This window comes from Achromobacter sp. ACM01 (assembly GCF_014851745.1).
Taxonomy (GTDB): Bacteria; Pseudomonadota; Gammaproteobacteria; order Burkholderiales; family Burkholderiaceae_B; genus Achromobacter; species Achromobacter aegrifaciens.
This window is the reverse complement of record NZ_JACVAF010000002.1, coordinates 1,344,761-1,361,354: the sequence shown is the minus strand read 5'-3', so window position 1 is coordinate 1,361,354 and position 16,594 is coordinate 1,344,761. Positions and strand designations below refer to the sequence as shown.

The 16,594-nt window shown below is 64.6% G+C and carries 15 protein-coding genes and 1 pseudogene; 13 read left to right on the top strand and 3 right to left on the bottom strand.

Annotated elements, in window-relative coordinates; all coding sequences use genetic code 11:
- Window positions 1-122: 122 nt before the first annotated feature.
- Both guaB and guaA read left to right on the top strand, forming a co-directional pair.
- On the top strand, window positions 123-1,583 hold the full coding sequence (gene guaB / locus IB268_RS14640) for an IMP dehydrogenase (RefSeq protein ID WP_054456333.1): 1,461 nt from the start codon (window positions 123-125) through the stop codon (window positions 1,581-1,583).
- Between the two features lie 118 nt (window positions 1,584-1,701).
- Entirely contained in the window at window positions 1,702-3,294 is a 1,593-nt protein-coding gene (guaA, locus tag IB268_RS14635) for a glutamine-hydrolyzing GMP synthase (RefSeq protein ID WP_119451346.1), read from the top strand.
- 80 nt (window positions 3,295-3,374) lie between these two features.
- On the opposite strand, the gene IB268_RS14630 is transcribed toward guaA, so the two are convergent.
- Complete coding sequence (locus tag IB268_RS14630; RefSeq protein WP_192354439.1) at window positions 3,375-4,586, bottom strand: MFS transporter; 1,212 nt, start codon at window positions 4,584-4,586, stop codon at window positions 3,375-3,377.
- 226 nt (window positions 4,587-4,812) lie between these two features.
- Here IB268_RS14630 and IB268_RS14625 point away from each other — a divergent pair, with 226 nt between their 5' ends.
- The gene (locus tag IB268_RS14625; protein WP_125472949.1) at window positions 4,813-5,727 is read left to right on the top strand and encodes a LysR family transcriptional regulator; all 915 of its coding nucleotides are present in this window, start codon (window positions 4,813-4,815) and stop codon (window positions 5,725-5,727) included.
- Window positions 5,728-5,784: 57 nt separating this feature from the next.
- On the opposite strand, the gene IB268_RS14620 is transcribed toward IB268_RS14625, so the two are convergent.
- Window positions 5,785-6,951, bottom strand: a complete 1,167-nt coding sequence (locus tag IB268_RS14620) for a mandelate racemase/muconate lactonizing enzyme family protein (RefSeq protein WP_192354438.1) — start codon at window positions 6,949-6,951, stop codon at window positions 5,785-5,787.
- An 81-nt stretch (window positions 6,952-7,032) separates the two neighbouring features.
- Here IB268_RS14620 and IB268_RS14615 point away from each other — a divergent pair, with 81 nt between their 5' ends.
- The 5 genes from IB268_RS14615 to IB268_RS14595 are packed head-to-tail and all read left to right on the top strand — an operon-like array spanning window position 7,033 to window position 12,100.
- Window positions 7,033-7,800, top strand: coding sequence for an ABC transporter permease (locus IB268_RS14615; RefSeq protein WP_054456338.1), 768 nt, complete (start codon window positions 7,033-7,035; stop codon window positions 7,798-7,800).
- 29 nt (window positions 7,801-7,829) lie between these two features.
- The gene (locus IB268_RS14610) at window positions 7,830-8,687 is read left to right on the top strand and encodes an ABC transporter ATP-binding protein (RefSeq protein ID WP_192354437.1); all 858 of its coding nucleotides are present in this window, start codon (window positions 7,830-7,832) and stop codon (window positions 8,685-8,687) included.
- Window positions 8,688-8,721: 34 nt separating this feature from the next.
- Window positions 8,722-9,720, top strand: a complete 999-nt coding sequence (locus IB268_RS14605; protein ID WP_054456339.1) for an ABC transporter substrate-binding protein — start codon at window positions 8,722-8,724, stop codon at window positions 9,718-9,720.
- Complete coding sequence (locus tag IB268_RS14600) at window positions 9,717-11,384, top strand: GMC family oxidoreductase (protein ID WP_192354436.1); 1,668 nt, start codon at window positions 9,717-9,719, stop codon at window positions 11,382-11,384. The genes IB268_RS14605 and IB268_RS14600 overlap by 4 nt, the downstream gene beginning before the upstream one ends.
- Entirely contained in the window at window positions 11,381-12,100 is a 720-nt protein-coding gene (locus IB268_RS14595) for a GntR family transcriptional regulator (RefSeq protein WP_054456341.1), read from the top strand. Before IB268_RS14600 ends, IB268_RS14595 begins: the two co-directional genes overlap by 4 nt.
- A 60-nt stretch (window positions 12,101-12,160) precedes the next feature.
- Here the strand turns inward: IB268_RS14595 and IB268_RS14590 are convergent, their stop codons facing one another.
- Window positions 12,161-12,958: an aminoglycoside adenylyltransferase family protein gene (locus IB268_RS14590; protein WP_119451359.1), complete on the bottom strand. Its 798-nt coding sequence runs from the start codon at window positions 12,956-12,958 to the stop codon at window positions 12,161-12,163.
- A gap of 136 nt (window positions 12,959-13,094) precedes the next feature.
- On the opposite strand from IB268_RS14590, the gene IB268_RS14585 reads away from it, so the two are divergent.
- From IB268_RS14585 to IB268_RS14565, 5 genes and pseudogenes are all read left to right on the top strand, one after another.
- A complete protein-coding gene (locus IB268_RS14585) occupies window positions 13,095-13,700 on the top strand; it encodes a hypothetical protein (RefSeq protein WP_175161463.1) in 606 nt (201 codons plus the stop codon).
- A 23-nt stretch (window positions 13,701-13,723) separates the two neighbouring features.
- Entirely contained in the window at window positions 13,724-14,731 is a 1,008-nt protein-coding gene (locus IB268_RS14580) for a hypothetical protein (RefSeq protein ID WP_119451361.1), read from the top strand.
- 59 nt (window positions 14,732-14,790) lie between these two features.
- Window positions 14,791-15,999: a hypothetical protein gene (locus IB268_RS14575; RefSeq protein ID WP_192354435.1), complete on the top strand. Its 1,209-nt coding sequence runs from the start codon at window positions 14,791-14,793 to the stop codon at window positions 15,997-15,999.
- Between the two features lie 17 nt (window positions 16,000-16,016).
- Window positions 16,017-16,121 (top strand): annotated as a pseudogene (locus IB268_RS14570) (VOC family protein); the annotation flags it as partial.
- Window positions 16,122-16,205: 84 nt separating this feature from the next.
- A complete protein-coding gene (locus IB268_RS14565) occupies window positions 16,206-16,553 on the top strand; it encodes a hypothetical protein (protein ID WP_119451363.1) in 348 nt (115 codons plus the stop codon).
- Window positions 16,554-16,594: the final 41 nt, after the last annotated feature.

Here is a 16,594-nt window from a genome sequence, read left to right as displayed (position 1 = left end):
AAAATATTGCGAGATGCCGGCAGTCTGCTTCGCGGCGCAGAAATATCCCCGAGAACCTAGGGTCAACACCTAGGCAAAACACCCAAGCGGCGTATAATCTTGCTTTGCGCCCGGAGTTACCCATGCGTCTCGTACAAAAAGCGCTCACCTTCGACGATGTGTTGCTGGTGCCTGCGTATTCCGAGGTCCTGCCTCGCGACACTTCCCTGGCTACGCGCCTCACTCGCAACATCACCCTGAACATCCCGCTCGTGTCCGCCGCCATGGACACCGTGACCGAATCGCGCCTGGCCATCGCCATGGCGCAAGAGGGCGGCATCGGGATCATCCACAAGAATCTGTCGGCTGAAGCCCAGGCCCGCGAGGTCGCCCGCGTCAAGCGCCATGAATTCGGCATCGTGATCGATCCGGTCACGGTCACCCCGCAAATGAAGGTGCGCGACGCCATCGCGTTGCAGCGCCAGCATGGCATCTCGGGCCTGCCGGTGGTCGAAGGACGCAAGCTGGTCGGCATCGTCACCAACCGCGACCTGCGCTTCGAAGAAAACCTGGACCAGCCCCTGCGCAACATCATGACGCCGCAGGAACGCCTGGTCACCATGAAGGAAGGCGCCACGCTGGAAGAGGCGCAGTCCCTGATGCACAAGCACCGCCTGGAGCGCGTGCTGATCGTCAACGACGGCTTTGAACTGCGTGGCCTGGCCACCGTCAAGGACATCGTCAAGAACACCGAACACCCGATGGCCAGCAAGGACGCCCAGGGCCAGCTGCGCGTGGGCGCGGCTGTGGGCGTGGGCGCCGGCACCGAAGAACGCGTGGAAAAGCTGGTTGCGGCTGGCGTCGACGTCCTGATCGTCGACACCGCCCACGGCCATTCCAAGGGCGTGCTGGAAGGCGTGCGCTGGGTCAAGCAGAACTACCCCAAGGTTGAAGTCATCGGCGGCAACATCGCCACCGCCGCCGCTGCGCGTGCGCTGGTCGAGTACGGCGCCGACGGCGTCAAGGTCGGCATCGGCCCTGGCTCCATCTGCACCACCCGCATCGTGGCTGGCGTCGGCGTGCCGCAAATCCATGCCATCTCCGAAGTCGCGAAGGCGCTGGAAGGCACGGGCGTGCCCCTGATCGCCGATGGCGGCATCCGTTACTCGGGCGACGTCGCCAAGGCCCTGGCGGCCGGCGCTTTCGCCTGCATGATGGGCGGCATGTTCGCCGGCACCGAAGAAGCGCCGGGCGAAGTCGTGCTGTTCCAGGGCCGTTCGTACAAGTCCTACCGCGGCATGGGCAGCCTGGGCGCCATGACGGACGGCTCCGCCGACCGTTACTTCCAGGACCCGTCCAACAACGCCGACAAGCTGGTTCCCGAAGGCATCGAAGGCCGCGTTCCCTACAAGGGCAGCGTCCTGGCCATCATTTACCAGTTGGTGGGCGGCATCCGCGCCTCGATGGGCTACTGCGGCTGCGCCACCATCGACGACATGCGCACCAAGACCGAATTCGTGGAGATCACCTCCGCGGGCGTGCGGGAGTCCCACGTGCACGACGTACAGATCACCAAGGAAGCGCCCAACTACCGCGCCGACTGATCCGTACAGTCAACTACAATGTCATGCATCGCGCACCGGCAGAACCGCAACATGAATCAGCGGTTCTGCCGGTGCGGTTTTATTTACTGCGGTTTTATTCTTTACCGGTAGAGTCTCCATGCACCAGCGCATCCTCATTCTCGACTACGGTTCGCAAGTCACCCAGCTGATCGCCCGCCGCGTCCGCGAAGCCGGCGTCTACTCCGAAGTGCACCCCGGCGACGTCGACGACGCCTTCGTGCGCGACCAGATGGCGCAAGGCCTGAAGGGCATCATCCTGTCCGGCAGCCACGCTTCCGCCTACGAAGAAGGCTCCATGCGCGTGCCGCACGCGGTGTTCGAGCTGGGCGTGCCCGTGCTCGGCATCTGCTACGGCATGCAGTCCATGGCGCAGCAGTTGGGCGGTGTGGTCAGCTATTCCGACCACCGCGAATTCGGCTACGCCGAAGTCCGCGCCCACGGCCACACCAAGCTGCTGGAAGGCCTGGAAGACTTTTCCACGGCCGAAGGCCACGGCATGCTCAAGGTCTGGATGAGCCACGGCGACAAGGTCACCGAGCTGCCCCCGGGCTTCAAGCTGATGGCTTCCACGCCGTCCTGCCCCATCGCCGGCATGGCCGACGAAGACCGCAAGTTCTACGCCGTCCAGTTCCACCCCGAAGTCACGCACACCGTCCAGGGCAAGGCCATGCTGGCCCGCTTCGTCAACGAGATCTGCGGCTGCGAAGGCGACTGGAACATGCCCGACTACGTGGCCGAAGCCGTCGCCCGCATCCGCGAGCAGGTCGGCACGGACGAAGTCATCCTGGGCCTGTCCGGCGGCGTGGACTCCTCGGTCGCCGCGGCGCTGATCCACAAGGCCATCGGCGACCAGCTCACCTGCGTGTTCGTCGACCACGGCCTCTTGCGCCTGGACGAAGGCAAGCAGGTCATGCAGACCTTCGCTGAAAATATGGGCGTGAAGATCATCCACGTCGACGCCACTGCCCAATTCATGGGCAAGCTGGCCGGCGTGGCGGATCCCGAAGCCAAGCGCAAGATCATCGGCCGCGAATTCGTCGAAGTGTTCCAGGAACAGGCGGGCAAGCAGAAGAGCGCCAAGTGGCTGGCCCAGGGCACGATCTACCCCGACGTCATCGAATCCGCTGGCGCCAAGACGGGCAAGGCCACCTCCATCAAGTCGCACCACAACGTGGGCGGCCTGCCGGACACGCTGAACCTGCAACTGCTGGAGCCGCTGCGCGAACTGTTCAAGGACGAAGTCCGCGAACTCGGCGTGGCCCTGGGCCTGCCGCCGCAGATGGTCTACCGCCACCCGTTCCCTGGCCCCGGCCTGGGCGTGCGCATCCTGGGCGAAGTGAAGCATGAATACGCCGAACTGCTGCGCCGCGCCGACGCGATCTTCATCGAAGAGCTGCGCAACACCAAGGACGAGGCCAGCGGCCTGACCTGGTACGAGCTGACCTCACAAGCGTTTGCCGTGTTCCTGCCGGTGAAGTCGGTGGGGGTGATGGGCGATGGGCGCACCTACGAATACGTGGTGGCGTTGCGTGCTGTGCAGACCTTCGACTTCATGACCGCCGATTGGGCGCCGCTGCCGCATCCGCTGCTGGCGCGGGTGTCGTCGCGGATCATCAATGAGGTGCGTGGCATTAATCGCGTTGTTTACGACGTGTCGAGCAAGCCGCCTGCGACGATTGAGTGGGAGTGATCCCGCTGTTGTCGTGCGGTGAATGAAAGAGGCGCTTCGGCGCCTCTTTCTTTTTGAGTCGGGAGATGAAAGCGCTGCCGTCATCCCCTCAATCGCACCAAGAATGCTCCGAGCGCCGTGGCAGTGGACAGCACCGTCACCGCCATCCATCCGAACTGTGCATACAGCAAGGCTGCCAATGCCGACCCGACGGCCATTCCGATGAACATGCCGGTGAACAGCACCGCGTTGAGCCGGCTGCGGGCGTTCGCATCGATACCGTAGATGATGGTTTGGTGCGCGATCAGCGCTGCCTGTATGCCCAGGTCGAAGCCGATGGCGCTGGCGACCAGCAATCCCAGCTGCGCGCCGGGCGCCAGGAACGGGGTCAAACCCATCACGGCGAAGGACACGACGACCAGAGCTGCGCCCAGGCGGGTGACTAGCGCCGCGCCGTGCCGGTCGGCGATGCGTCCGGCGATGGGCGCGGCCATGGCCCCTGCCGCGCCGGCCAGTCCGAAGGCGCCGGCGGCGGCTGCGCCCAGGTTGAAGGGTTCGCCATGCAGCATGACGGCCAGGGTGGACCAGAAGGCGCTGAAGCCGATCGACAGCAGGCCTTGGGCCCAAGTGGCGCGACGTAGTGCGGCATGTTGCTGCCATAGCGCGGCCAGCGATCGCAGCAGCGCAAAGTAGGGCAGTCGCGTGCTGGCCTCGAAGCGCGGGAGTTGGCGGCTTGCGGCCAGGCCCACGAGTGCGATGCTGGCGGCGGCGGCCGCGAACATGGCGCGCCAACCCCAGTTCTCGGCAACGAAGCCGCTGACTACCCGGGACAGCAGGATGCCCAATAGCAGGCCTGTCATCACCGTGCCCACGATCTTGCCGCGGTGCGCGGCTGGCGCCAGCGTTGCGGCTGCCGGCACGATGTCCTGCGCCATTGTCGCGGACAGGCCGACGGCCAGGCTGGCGACCAGCAGCGTCGCCAGCGTAGGTGACAGCGCCGCCAGCAGCAGCGCGGCAGACAGGATGGCGGCTTTGAGCAGGATGATCTTGCGCCGGTCATGTCGGTCACCCAGCGGCGCCAGGAAGAGGATGCCCAGGGCATACCCCAACTGGGTCAGTGTCGGCAGCAGTCCGACCGACTGGGAAGAGGCGCCGATGTCCGGAGCCAGCACGCCCAGCATGGGCTGGCTGTAGTACAGGGATGCGACCGACAGGCCGGCGCTGCCGGCCAGCATGAAGGTCAAGCGTAGTGGCAGCCCCGAGGAGACGGTCGGATCCTGATCCTTGGTGGCGGTAATTTGCGTGGAAGGCATGTTGCTATGTTCCGGGGGCTTAGTGGGCGGCCGCCGCAGCGGCCTGTTGAAGGGCTTGCAGGAACGGCGCGAGTGGTTGCGCAGCGCTGACGAGTGAAGCGCCGATGCACAGGGATTTCACGGCGTAGCTCCTTGCGTTGAGGGGAAGGCCAGATTAGTCTTTGCATGGAATTCAATGAATTGGTCTTTATCGCAACGTAGGGTTGCGTTATTCGCAAAGATAACCATGGATAAACTGCAAGCCTTGCGCGTCTTCCTGGACGTGGCCGAGTCAGGAGGATTCTCCAGAACCGCGCGGCGCCTGGGGGTCGCCACGTCTTCCGTCACGCGGCTGATCGATACCTTGGAGGCGTCTCTCGGTACCGCGCTGCTGACCCGGTCGACGCGCCGGGTAACGTTGACCGACGCAGGAGTGACTTACCTGGAGCAGGTGTCCAGGGTTGTGTCGGATCTGGAGGAGGCCGACGGCAGCGTGTCGGACGTTGGCGCGGTCGCGGTCGGACCCTTGCGAGTTTCCTTGCCTGTGACCTTCGCGCGCTTGTGCCTGGGACCCTATATCTCGGGTTTCCTGCGCGAGAATCCGCGCGTGTCACTGGATCTGGTGCTATCCGATGCGTATGTGGACCTGGCGGCGGAGCGGATCGATGTCGCTGTCCGCATTGGCACACCGGACTTGCAGCCGCAATTGATCGTGCGCAAATTGGCCGAGCATCGGCGCTACGTGGTGGCCAGCCACGAATACCTGGAGCGGCACGGCACGCCTACTGCGCCGGAGGAATTGACACAGCACGACTGTCTGCGATTCGCCCACCAGGCCGGGCCGCAGCGCTGGTCGTTTCTTCGGGGCGATGACAAGATGCAGCATGTGGAGGTGCAGGGGCGTCTGGCCGCCAACAACTCGGACATGCTGCGCGAAGCTGTGCTGGATGGACAGGGCATCGCGTTGCTGGCGGAATGGCTGATCCGGGAAGACGTGCGGGCCGGGCGGCTGCGCCGGTTCTTCGAGGACTACGAGGTCAATCCTCAAGAACAGAGTGTGTGCGTCCATGCGGCGTATCTACCGAATCGCAGGCACTCCAAGAAGGTCCAGGTATTCCTCGATTTTCTCCAGATGCGTCTTGCGACAAGCGCGGCCGGCTGACGTCAAGCCCTGTTGACCCCTGCAGCCTGGGCAATTGTGGGCCTTCTTTCTGGGATGTTATGAACGCAAACCACAGATCTCGCGCAATTGCGCGAGATCCGGCTCCACGCCCAGGCCCGCCGCGTTTCCGAGCTTGGCCTCTCCTTCGATGATGACGCGCAACGCCGGGCTGAGGGCCGCGCGCAGCGGGTTCTCGTTGGCATCGATTTCAAGCATGCCGCCGGCTCGTCCTCGCGCCGCCAGAATGTGCGCCGACGCAAGCTGGCCGACACCCGCGCCAAGGAAATGCGGGCAGTAGCGCAGTCCAGCCTCGTGAATCCTGTCGATGACGGGCAGGCAGCCGGATATGCCGCCCCATTTGGCCAGATCCGGCTGTACGACTTTAAGCGTCCTGCTGTTGATCATGGTCTCGAAGGCATCTGAACCGATGAGGTTCTCCCCGGCTGCCAGGGGGATGTCCGTTTGAGCAGCCAACTGCGCCCATTCCGACAGCGGGCGATCCGCGCGCAGCGGCTCCTCCAGCCAGCGCGGCGCGAACTCGCTGAAGTGGCTGGCCATGCGCTGCGCACCCGCCAGATCCCAGGCCTGATTGGCGTCCAGCATGAGCTCGTTGCCCGAAGGCAGCCGGGCGTGCACCGTTCTGACATTGGCGAGGTCCCGCTCTTCGCCAAAGCCCACCTTGAGCTTGAAAGCGCGATAGCCCTCCGCGTGTTTTGCGAGCACCGCATCTTCGGGGCGGTCAGGGTTGATGCCGCTTGCATAGACGCGGATCACGTCCGAGACGCCGCCCAGGAATTGCCATAGCGGCACGCCCGCCCGGCGCGACAGCATGTCCCACAAGGCCAGGTCGATGCCGGCGATCACCTGCGCGATGGGCCCGGGTTCGCCCGACTGGATGGCGAGCACCGCGGTGCGCGCGCTCATGTGGGCAAACGCGGCTTGGGCCGAGGCGTAAGGCTGACCGACGACCAGCGGCGCGACAACGGTTTCAAGCAGACGGGCGCGGTGTTCCGCGCCGCAGCCGGGAAAGTTGCACCAGACCTCGCCCCAGCCCACTGCGCCATCCGTGTCCTCTACCCGCACGAGCAGGGCGGGGCGGTCATGCATGGTGCCGAACGAGGTCTGTACCGGACGCTTGACCGGCCATCGCAGGACGTAGGCCTCGATACGCGCCAGCGTGAATGGTTTGATGGACCAGGCTTGAGTCGTATTAGGGTTTGTCATGGCATGAAGATATTAAGTGCTGGTCTATAGTATGTTTAGCACTTACGGATTGCAACTCAGGTCTAACCCTCTATACACACCATGCGCCTTCCGTCCTTCATCTCGCGCCCGCTGCTCATCGCGGCGCCATGGCTATGCATCCTCTTGCTGTGGCTGGCGGTGCGCGCCAGCGGACTCGTCAGCCCCGCGCTTGTGCCTTCGCCGGCCGCCGTCGTCGAAAAGTTCATCGAGCTCTCCAAGGACCGCCTGTGGCTGGACATCTGGATGTCGGCCCGGCGCGTCTTCACGGGCGTCGCACTGGGCATCCTGGTGGCAGTGCCTGTGGGTTTTTGCCTGGGCTGGTACCGCGGGCTGCGGGTCTTCATCGATCCCGTCATCAACTTCTTTCGCGCGCTCCCGCCGATCGCGTTGATTCCGCTGGTGATCGTCTACTTCGGCATCGGCGAATCGGCCAAGACCGTCATCCTGTTCTATGCCTCGTTTTTTGCCGGCGTCATCGTGATGTACGAAGGCATCGCCCAGATCAGCCCGATCTTCGTGCGCGTCGCCCGCACGTTGGGCGCCAACGACGTGGAGATCTTCGCCAAGGTCATCGTGCCGCTTACCGTACCGCACATCCTGACGGCCATCCGGGTGGCGCTGGGCGTGGCCTGGGCCACGCTGGTGGCGTCCGAACTCATTGCGGCCCAGCAGGGGCTCGGGGCGCTTATCCAGAATGCATCGTCGTTCTTCCAGCTGGACGTGATCTACGTGGGGATCATCTGCATCGGCCTCATCGCCATGCTGATGGACCTGGCGCTGAGGGCCGTGAGCCGGCGCCTGGTCGCGTGGCAAGACCGCATCGCCTGAGACCGTTCCGGACATACAAGACCATGACCATGAGCACTCAACTGCGCAGCGTGGACACCGCTACGCCCAAGCCTTCCCAGGAATCGGAAGTCAGGATCAGGTTCGATAACGTCACCGTGGACTTTCCCACGGCCACAGGCCCGATGAGGGTAGTGGATGGCGTGACCCTGGACATCCGGGATGGGGAGTTCGTCTCCATCATCGGCCCTTCAGGCTGCGGCAAGACGACCTTGATGAATATCGTCGGCGGTTTTGTGCAACCCACCGCCGGCTCCGTGATGCTGGACGGCCAACCCGTCACGGCGCCCGGGCCAGACCGCGGCGTGATCTTCCAGGAATACGGCGTGTTTCCGTGGCTGACGGTGCGCGGCAACATCGAGTTCGGCATGAAGCTCGCGGCCAACAAGACGAGCCCGCGGGAGCGCGCCGAGATCTGTCAGCGCTACATGAAGCTGATGGGCCTGAGCGACTTCGCCGATCACTTTCCGAAGCATTTGTCCGGCGGCATGCGGCAGCGGCTGGCGATCGCGCGTGCCTACGCCGTCAAGCCCCAATTCCTGTTGATGGACGAGCCCTTCGGCGCGCTGGATGCGCAGACCCGGACCGCGATGCAGGACCTGCTGCTCGAAGTGCTGCAGACCGAAGGCAAGACGGTGATGCTGATTACCCACTCGGTTGAAGAAGCCGTCTACCTGTCGTCAAAGATCGTCGTGGTCACCGCCCGGCCCTCAAAGGTCCGGAAGGTGATAGAGGTGCCTTTCGGCTACCCCCGTTCGGAGCGGGTCCACGAGGACCCTCGCTTCGTCGAGTTGAGCCGCGAGATACGGGAGCTGGTCATGTTCGAGTACGAAGCCCAGGCCCGCCAATCCGTGCGCCCGACGGATTGAGCCAGCGTCAGCAGCCCCACCACAAGGAGACTCCATGAAACTCGACCGCAGAACCCTACTCAAGGCCGGCATGGCCGCTTCCATCGCAGCAATCGCGGCGCCTGCCATCGGCCAGGCGCGCAAGAAACTGCGCGTAGGCTACTTGCATACGCCCGCCGTCGACGGCCACCTGTGGCTGGGCTTGCAGATGGGCAGCTACGCCAAGCATGGTTTGGAACTGGAGCCCATTGTCTTCACCACGGGGCTGGAGATCTTCCAGGCCATGATAGGCGGCAGCCTGGATGTGCTGGCCACCGGCGCGGTTGTGTCGAACTTTCCAGCGCGCGGGCAGGGCAAGGTTTTTCTTGTGAACGACATCGAGTACGGTACTGCCCAGCTTTGGGTCCGCGACGAGTCGATCAAGACCGTGGCCGATCTGAAGGGCAAGCAGATCTCCACGACCACGGGTACGACCGCCCATGTGTTCCTGGACCGGGCCTTGCGCGCCGCCAAGCTCGATCCGGGCAAGGACGTGCAGATCGTCAACCAGCGCATGGCCGATGCCGTTACCTCGTTCGTGTCCGGCGCGGTCAGCGCGGTTGCGCTCTGGGTTCCGTTCGACACGATCGTCCGGTCCAAGGTGTCCAATGCGCGCATGCTGATCGACGCTTCCGCGTTCTATCCGGAGGCGGCGATCATGGGCGGATGGGCGGCCAGGAACGATTTCTACGAGGCCCAGAAGCCGGCCATCCGTAGCCTCATCGCTGCCTGGGGCGAGGCCAACGATGCAATCGTGAAAACCCCGGACGCGGCGGTGGAGACGCTGCAGAAGACGCAATACAAGGACGTGCCGCTGGCCGAGTTCAAGGCGCAGTTCAAGCAGGCCAAGTATTTCTCCACGGCGGAATGGCGCACCAAGTACGAGGACGGCTCAGTGACACGCTGGCTGCAGCAGGTGACCGATTTCTTCGCGCAGGCCGGGAACATTCCGAATCCGGTTCCCGCTTCGCGCTACTTCGATCCCTCGGCCTATCTGGAGGCGATCAAGGCATGAGCATTCCGGCTGGCGCGGGCTTTGATTACATCGTCGTCGGCGGCGGCTCCGCCGGATGCGTGCTGGCCAACCGGCTCAGCCGCGATCCTGCGGTGCGCGTGCTGCTGCTGGAGGCGGGCGCGGCTGCGCACAATTTCTGGCTCAAGCTGCCGGTGGGCTACTTCAAGACCATTTACGATCCGCGGTTTGCTCGGCTGTTCCCGGTCGAAGCCCAGGCCGAAACCGGCAATCGCACCATCCTGTGGCCGCGCGGCAAGGCGTTGGGCGGTTCAAGCGTGATCAACGGCTTGTTGTACATCCGTGGACAGCATGAGGACTACGACGACTGGGCCGATCTGGGCGCAACGGGATGGGCCTATCGGGACGTACTGCCGTACTTCAAGAAATCCGAGCGCTACGACGGGGGCGAGTCCGAGTATCACGGCGCTTCCGGTGAACTCCGTGTCTCCAACCTGCGCAATGAACATCCTTACACGGCTGCTTGGGTGGAAGCGGCAGTCGAGGCCGGCTGCCGGCGCAATGACGACTTCAACGGCGCCGAATCGGAGGGTGTGGGTCCCTACCAGCTGACGCTGGGCAGCCGTTGGCGTTGCGACGCCGCGACCGCGTTTCTTTATCCGGTCAGGTCGCGTCCGAACCTGGTGATCGAGACCGGCGCCCATGTCACGCGCATCCTTATCGAAAGCGGCCGGGCGCTGGGCGTGGAGTGGGTGCAAGAGGGCCATTTGAAGCGCGCGATGGCGGATGTCGAGGTGGTGCTTGCTGCGGGTGCGCTGCAATCGCCCCAGGTACTGCAGCTTTCGGGCGTGGGCGACGCAGCGCTGCTTGCCAGGCACGGCATCGCCGTCGCCGCGCATTCGCCGGAAGTCGGCCGCAACCTGCAAGATCATTACCAGGCGCGCGTGATCGTCAAGCTTAAACGGCGCATGTCGCTCAACGACGCGGTGCGCAATCCGTTCAGCCTCGCAGGCATGGGGGCGCAGTGGCTGTTCCAGGGCAGGGGACCGCTCACGGTGGGCGCGGGCCAGGTAGGCGGGCTGGCGGCGACCGAGCACGCGGTGGGCGGCCGTGCGGACATACTTTTCAATGTCATGCCGCTATCCGTGGACAAGCCAGGCGACGCGCTGCACCGGTTTTCCGGCTTTTCCGCGTCGGCGACGCAATGCAGGCCCGATTCGCGCGGCACCGTCGAGATCGTGGGCACGGATCCGTTCGCATCGCCGCGCATCGTCTCGAACTACCTGACCGAACCGCGCGATGCGAAGGTCTTGGTCGCGGGCTTGCGCATGTTGCGCGACATCTATGCCCAGCCGTCGTTCCGCGACCTGGTAACCGGAGTTGAGTACCTGCCGGGAAACGATGTCACGACAGCCGCCGCGCTGGAGCAATTCGCGCGCGACAAGGGCGGCACGGTGTTCCATCCTGCCGGCACCTGCCGCATGGGCGGCGACGCCGGGTCGGTGGTCGACGCGCGCTTGCGCGTGCGCGGGGTGGAGCGCTTGCGCGTCGTCGACGCTTCGGTCATGCCCCGCATGGTGTCGACGAACACCAACGCCGCCGCGATCATGATCGGCGAGAAGGGCGCCGCGCTGATCCTGGAAGACGCGCGCGGCGCTGCCCGGCCGCAAGCGCGTGATATAGTCGCGGACACTTTGACGCCATGATTCTCGACACCGCCCAAGCCCCTCTCTACGTTCAACTTTCGGATCTGTTCCGGCAGCGGATCCTGAAGGGTGTGTGGAAGAACGGCGAAAAATTGCCCTCGCTCGACGCGCTGGCCGAGGAGTTCCACGTGGCCAAGGTCACGGTGCGCCAGGCAATCGAAAGGCTTACCCGCGACGGACTGCTTTCACCGCAGCGGGGGCGCGGCACCTTCGTGACGGGCGCGCCCCAGGACAACCGTTGGTTCCGTGTCGAGACCACGCTCGAGAACCTGTCCAGCGTCTATCGGGATACGCACCCGACCATACTCAATATCGACGAGTCCACGCGCACGCCGTTGCTGAACGAGTCGGACGGCGTCGCCGCGGAAAAGTATGTGTTCATGCGGCGCATCCATGCCCGCAACGGGCAGCCGTATTGCGTCATCAACATCTACCTGGACGCCGCCATCTTTGCCAAGCACCCTGCGCGCTTTCGCAAGGAGACCGTCATTCCCATTCTGATGGGGATGTCCTCGGTGGATATTGTCTCTGCCCGTCAGGTGCTGACCATCTCGACCGCTGACGTCGAAGTGGCGCGGCATTTGGGCATCAACGTGAACGCGCCCGTGGCGGAAGTCCGGCGCGTATTCACCGGGCCGGACCGCCGCGTCATCTACCTGGGCGAAGTGACGTATCGCGGCGATTTCGTGCGCATGGAAATCGACCTGAAGCCGTGATGGCTGAAAGGCTGCCCGCTGTATCCGCGCAGGCAAGCAGGCCCTTCACGTGTCCCCGGGTTATCGGCTGCCGGCCAGTCCTTCAATAGCGGCGCGGGCGTGGGCAATGAACGCCGCGGTTTCGGCATCGTGCCGTTGCGCCAGGTCGTCTTCTTCTTGTCCCAGATAGATCGCGCGCGCCTTGGCGAGGACGGGGCGGTAGGGCGCTTCCAACCTCTCGAGCAGCCATGCCGCCGCCTGGTCCTTGGATGCGATGCCCCCGGAGACGGCCGTGTACCAGATGCGCGCCAGCGCGAGGATGATGTGCTTTTCATCGCCGGCCCAGTCCTCGGGCGTGTTCCACTGCGCGACAGTGTCCAGTAGCGCCCGCCTCAGGTCTTCGCGGGGGACGGCCTGGAGCAACTGATCGGCCTGCGGCCCCAAGATGGGAATGCTGTGTCCACGGACCTTGGTGAGCAGTATGGCCAGATCGTGGTCCATCATGGGCGGTTCCACGACTCCCGCCATCAGATCGGTCCGCAGCCATTCGCCGAACTGGAGTTCGCGTCTGGCCGGGTGGCGCCAAGGCACGACGTGTTCCAGCGCCAGCACGGTGACTTCGAGCGCGCGCAAATCGGGTGATGAGCCGGGCGGCGCGGAGATCGCCAATAGCGCCGCGGCCAGCGCGCGCAGCACGGCTTCGTCCGGCGGCTGGGTCACGGTAACGAGCAGGTCGATATCGCTATGGGGCTGCAGCCCGCCGTCCACGGCGGAGCCGAACAGATGGATGGCGACGAGGCCAGCGCCCAGATGCCGTTCGATGAGGCTGCTGGCCGCTGCGACCTGGGTGGCGATTGAGGGGGGCACGAGATGAGCCATGCGTCGATAGTAGCGAAGTTTGCTCGCAGCCGGCAGGGCGGCGGCGCGCAGGCCATGATCGCCGCGCCGGCACTGGTACTATGCCGGCGCAAGGCCCAAGTCCGCTGATCCCAACAAGCCCACGACAGGCACCGAGATGAACCGTTTATTGTTCCGAGCAGGCGCCCTGGCCGCAGGCGTCCTGATGGCAACGGCCAGCCAGGCGCAACCGCCTGCGGCCGCGCCCAATATTGGAGGCTGGCGCCAGGTGTCGGATAGCCAGTTCAACCGGCAATTCCATTTCTCGATGCTGCCCGGCGTGGCGGCCATCGGCAGCAACTGGGCGGTGTACGACTCCCGCGCGGGGAAGGTGGTGTGCTGCCTGGTGGTGGAAGGGCCGGAAGTGTCGGAAGAGCAACTGGGCAGCGTGTACGACATTCCGGGCCCCTGGATCACCGATCTGACCAATGGCTGGAACCTGGACGCGGCGCCTTACCGGCCGCGGGTGCAATTGCTGCGCGTGGATGGCGAGTTGCGCGACTACGAGTTCGCCGATGCTGGCGACGGCGTGGGCGGTCTGCTGGTCCCCGACCATGCCGACGCCGTCGCCGCCCGCTCGCTGGAAATCGATGGACAGCGCTACGCGGTGGAGCGCAAGGATTCGACGCTGGCTGATGACGATGGCGGCCTGTACACGTACAGCCTGCGTCCGGCCAAGGGCGGCGCGCCGCTGAAGATCGAGGTTCCCATCGGAACCTATTGAGCCCGGGAGGCGACGACCACCGCATGAGCCAGACCCTGCAAATCGAGGATGCCCCGCTCACCGAGGATGACATCCTGCTGCTGCGCAGATGCTCCCGCGGCAGACTGTTGATGGCCGTGTTCGGCGTCTTCGTGGTGCTGCTGCTGGCGCTTTCCGTGTTGACCTTTGTCGTGCTTGGTCTGTCCGAGTGGCGCGCGCTGGACGTCGGCGTGGGCGCGGTGCTGCTGGCGGGCATTGCGGTGATGGGAGCGCTGGCGGTGTTTTTCGGACGCAAGCTGCTGCGCATGCCGCCAGGCTGGCGCAGCCTCGACCGGGCGCTGAAGGGGCGGCTGGCCAAGCAGATCGTTTCAGGCCGACTGACGTCATTTGGTCCGGCTTCCTCGACGCCGGGCGTGTGCTACGGATTCGGCGAGCAGCGCGTGGACGCCGCCCTGCCGTTCTGGAACGAGATCGCCAGCGACACTCGTAGCGGACACGGGCCCGCGACGGCCGTGGGTCTGACAAATCTGCCCGTGCGCCTGCACCTGCTGACCTTGCAGCCAGACTCGCCTCCCGTGCTGTTGCGGGTGGAGTACCCCATGAGCGCGGAGTCCCTGGTCGCTGTCGAGGAAATCAGCGATGCCGACCGTGCGGCCGTGCGCAGGGAAGAGTTGGACGCGCGCAAGTTCATGCTGATCTTTGCCCTTGTGCCGCTGGTGGGGGGGCTGTTTCTGCCGCCGCTGCTGTTCGTCGCAGCGATCTTTGCAATCCTGGGAATGCTGTTTGGCATGCGCAGCCGCAAACTGCAGCGGGGGCTGTACAAACATGGCGTGCGGGGCGTGGTCGAAGAGGCCGTGGTCTATCGATTGCGCAGCCCCAACTCCTCGATCGTCTCGCTGGTCCACAACTACCGCATCGGCGGCGTGATGTATCGGGTCGAATACCTGGGCGACGTGGTTGAACCGGGCAGGCGCGTCGAGTTCGAGTTCCTGGATGGCGGCCTGAAGGGGCAGACTGCGCTGTTCTTCCGCGTGGACGGCGAGCCTGCGTAGGCGTCAATGAATCGGCGGAACCGCCATCAGTGGATCCCGCCAAGCAAAAGGAGAGTTGCATGTCCGTACCCATAGACGTGTCCGGCGATCCCGCGGGCTCGGTGAGCGAGGCAGGGCATTATCAGGTGAGCCTGACCGCAGCGGGCAGCCACGTCTTTGCACGCGAAGCAGGGCGCGGCAATCTGATCATCGGCCCGGCCAGCATGGGCAAGAAGGCTGATCTGCACGTGGCTGGCGACGAGGCCATCAACTGGGCTGCATTTGAACCGTTCTCCACGCCTGCCGGCTCGCCGTGGCCGCGGCATATCGATTATTACGGCAACGACAGCGGTTTTTTCGGCTGGTCGCAGGGCCGCGAAATCGAGCAGTTCAGCTGGGCGCCGGCATACTCAGGCAGGCGCGCCATCGACGCGGGCGCGGCAAGAATCCAGACGCTGCGCATCCGGCTGGACCAGGTGTCGGGGCATCTTGAAGCCAGGTTGCCTCAGGTCCGTGACCTGGAGCTGTTTGGCGACCTGACGCGCATTGCCGTGGCGGGCGAACTGCCCGATATGTTGTCGCTGCGGCCGGCGCTGGGGCGCCGGACTGGCGTGGCGCCTTACGCCTTGCCCGACCTCGGCCCGCTGCAGGACGTGCGCGCGCTGGCGCTGCATGGCGCGCCGCTGGGGCAGCCCATTTCGCTGCAGGGAATCGATCGCTTTCCGCAGTTGGAGAGCCTGTCGCTCTGGGGCGGCTTCAGCGGCTGGGAGGCGCTTGCCCGCCTGCCGCGCCTGACTAGTCTGGAGATCCGATTCACGCCCGATCTGGATGGCTTGCCGGAACTGGCCAGTTGGCCCGCGCTGGACAGGTTCATCGCCTACAACGTCGACGAAGCCGCAGGCAAGCGCTTGAAGGCGCAGATGAAGGCAAGGGAGAAGGTCCGCGCATGGGGCGGTTACAACTCCGTCTCCCAGCTGCGCAAGCGGGAGTGGTGGCAAAGCGAATACGGCCGGCCTTTCTCGGGCAGGAACAGCCGCATGGCGAAGTCGGCGAATACGGCCTACGACACGGCCCGGTCGGCGCTGGAAAGCGCAAGCAATACCATTGAGGTCCAAGCCGCAATCTCTGTCTTTACCCGCCACTTCAACAGCATGAAGGGGATCGAGACCAGCGAGCGCGAAGACATAGGCGAGGCGGTGTGGCAGTTCAGCCAGCTTGCCCAGGTCGAACGGCTGGGAGTAAGCGAAGCGCAGACGCAGCGCTGGTTCGACGAGGCCAGGGATTACTGAGGCGTTGCTTACCCGTGGTCAAGGCCGCAGGCGATACCTTCTATGGCGGCTACGCGGGCTACTTCATGGATCCGGACGGGCATTTGTGGGAAGTGGTCTACAACCCTCAGATGCTGCCTTAGGAATAGTCGCGTAGCGCTCTGTTACGGTGACAAAGGGGCGCTTCCTTTAAGCTCCGCGAGTCTCAATTCTGATGGAGCTGGCGCATGTTCAAGCCCTTGATTTCCGTGGCGTCGATGGTTGCATTGTTGGGAATGGGCGGCATAGCCCGGGCCCAGGATCTGGTCCTGCCTTCCATTCCCGAAGCGACGGATGCGATCGTCGACATGCTGGCGGACACGGGCATGCCCCGGCCGTCCAAGGTCAAGCTTGGAACCTGCATCCCGGCGGTGGAGGCCACGTATCCGGGCCAGGTCGCCTGCACGGTCGCGGTGACCCTGGGGGCCGCGGTCAGCGAGAACCAGATGGATTTCTACAAGCAGGACGGCAAGTGGAAAGCGCAGCCCAGCGTTTCCCAGGATAAGCTGCCGTTTCCTGATCCCAAGCTGGATTGAGAACGACCTCCGGCCTGGCGACGGCCACAGGCACTTCAACC

What these genes read in the sequence shown, in the direction of transcription:
- guaB (WP_054456333.1), top strand. Translation starts at nt 123, where the DNA reads ATGCGTCTCGTACAAAAAGCGCTCACCTTCGACGATGTGTTGCTGGTG.
- guaA (WP_119451346.1), top strand. Translation starts at nt 1,702, where the DNA reads ATGCACCAGCGCATCCTCATTCTCGACTACGGTTCGCAAGTCACCCAG.
- IB268_RS14630 (WP_192354439.1), bottom strand. Translation starts at nt 4,586, where the DNA reads ATGCCTTCCACGCAAATTACCGCCACCAAGGATCAGGATCCGACCGTC.
- IB268_RS14625 (WP_125472949.1), top strand. Translation starts at nt 4,813, where the DNA reads ATGGATAAACTGCAAGCCTTGCGCGTCTTCCTGGACGTGGCCGAGTCA.
- IB268_RS14620 (WP_192354438.1), bottom strand. Translation starts at nt 6,951, where the DNA reads ATGACAAACCCTAATACGACTCAAGCCTGGTCCATCAAACCATTCACG.
- IB268_RS14615 (WP_054456338.1), top strand. Translation starts at nt 7,033, where the DNA reads ATGCGCCTTCCGTCCTTCATCTCGCGCCCGCTGCTCATCGCGGCGCCA.
- IB268_RS14610 (WP_192354437.1), top strand. Translation starts at nt 7,830, where the DNA reads ATGAGCACTCAACTGCGCAGCGTGGACACCGCTACGCCCAAGCCTTCC.
- IB268_RS14605 (WP_054456339.1), top strand. Translation starts at nt 8,722, where the DNA reads ATGAAACTCGACCGCAGAACCCTACTCAAGGCCGGCATGGCCGCTTCC.
- IB268_RS14600 (WP_192354436.1), top strand. Translation starts at nt 9,717, where the DNA reads ATGAGCATTCCGGCTGGCGCGGGCTTTGATTACATCGTCGTCGGCGGC.
- IB268_RS14595 (WP_054456341.1), top strand. Translation starts at nt 11,381, where the DNA reads ATGATTCTCGACACCGCCCAAGCCCCTCTCTACGTTCAACTTTCGGAT.
- IB268_RS14590 (WP_119451359.1), bottom strand. Translation starts at nt 12,958, where the DNA reads ATGGCTCATCTCGTGCCCCCCTCAATCGCCACCCAGGTCGCAGCGGCC.
- IB268_RS14585 (WP_175161463.1), top strand. Translation starts at nt 13,095, where the DNA reads ATGAACCGTTTATTGTTCCGAGCAGGCGCCCTGGCCGCAGGCGTCCTG.
- IB268_RS14580 (WP_119451361.1), top strand. Translation starts at nt 13,724, where the DNA reads ATGAGCCAGACCCTGCAAATCGAGGATGCCCCGCTCACCGAGGATGAC.
- IB268_RS14575 (WP_192354435.1), top strand. Translation starts at nt 14,791, where the DNA reads ATGTCCGTACCCATAGACGTGTCCGGCGATCCCGCGGGCTCGGTGAGC.
- IB268_RS14565 (WP_119451363.1), top strand. Translation starts at nt 16,206, where the DNA reads ATGTTCAAGCCCTTGATTTCCGTGGCGTCGATGGTTGCATTGTTGGGA.